At 71.9% G+C, this 1,137-nt stretch carries 2 protein-coding genes; both read right to left on the bottom strand.

What is annotated here, in order from left to right:
- Positions 1 to 130 precede the first annotated feature (130 nt).
- A complete protein-coding gene (locus CCL05_RS42170) occupies positions 131 to 625 on the bottom strand; it encodes a hypothetical protein (protein ID WP_208641744.1) in 495 nt (164 codons plus the stop codon).
- A gap of 145 nt (positions 626 to 770) precedes the next feature.
- The coding region (locus CCL05_RS42175; RefSeq protein ID WP_086565810.1) for a hypothetical protein at positions 771 to 1,137 on the bottom strand (367 nt) is incomplete at its 5' end.

Raw genomic sequence — 1,137 nt, forward strand, 5'->3', positions numbered from 1 at the left:
TCCTGGGGGTGGGGAAGGGGGACCGGTCCACCAACCTAGGTGAACTCCCCGGCCGGATACGGATGTTGTCCACCCCACCCCTTGCTCCCCCGTGGGGTTTCGGCCACGTGGAAGAGAGACTCGCCGCCCGTCACACCCCGCCGGAGGCGAAACCGCCCAGGTGCCGGCCGTCGGCCCCGCCGTCGGTGCCGTGCCGCCGCGTGGCCAGCCAGACGCCGCGCCCCACTGCCCACAGGACGAGTCCGGCGGCGACCGGCGTGCCGAACATGAGCAGCAGCCCGGCGCCGATGTTGGCCCCGACGACCCCCGCGGTCAGGATCCGCCACCCCACACCGGCCATGAGCCCGACGACCACCAGCGGCCCGAGGACCCCCCACCAGCGCCGGTCCATCGCGCCACGCCGCGCTCCCCGTACGAGCACCACGGCACCGATCCCCGCCAGCACCAGCGCGAGGCCACCCGCGCCGGCTGCCACACCGTCCCCGATGTCCCACGGCCGGTAGGCGTAGTCGAGCTCGTTCGCCGGCAGCCCGTCGTAGTCCTGCCGGCCCATCAGTCCCCAGGCGGCGACAGACACCCCGAGAACGAGCGCGACCCCGGCCGAAAGCATGCCCCGTGTCTTCATACGGCCATGGTCATGGGGTGGGGCGGGCCCCGTCATGAGCACCCGTACTCAAGTAGTGCGGCGGGCAGCCCGAAGTGCTCGGCGACGACGCGGATGGTGTGGGTGCCCCGCCTCGCTGAAGAAGCCGGTGAGGTCGGCTGCCAGGTCACCGGTCCGTCACCTGCGGGGACAGCGGCGGCGAGGGCAGGGCGAAGAAACGGGCGACCGCCCGGACGATGCGGTGGTGATGCTCGTAGTAGTGGTCGAAGCAGTCGTGCCCGTCCTCGCCCTCCTCCGCGCACCCGGCGTCCGGCCCGATCAGCTTCGCGGCCAGCAACTCGGCGGACAGGTAGTCGGGGTTGTCCCCCGGCCGCTGCGTCAGGTCCTCGAAACTGAACCAGGTGATCAGCCGCCCGTCCCGGTAGTACTCAAAATGCGGCGCGTGCCCCTTCGGGCTGCACGGCTCGGTCACGAACACGACGATCTCGGCGCCCGCGGATATCTCCCCGTAGGGCACGGGGTCGAAGTCCTCG

Origin of the sequence: Streptomyces africanus (assembly GCF_002150735.1) — a bacterium.
GTDB classification, from domain to species: domain Bacteria; phylum Actinomycetota; class Actinomycetes; order Streptomycetales; family Streptomycetaceae; genus Streptomyces; species Streptomyces africanus.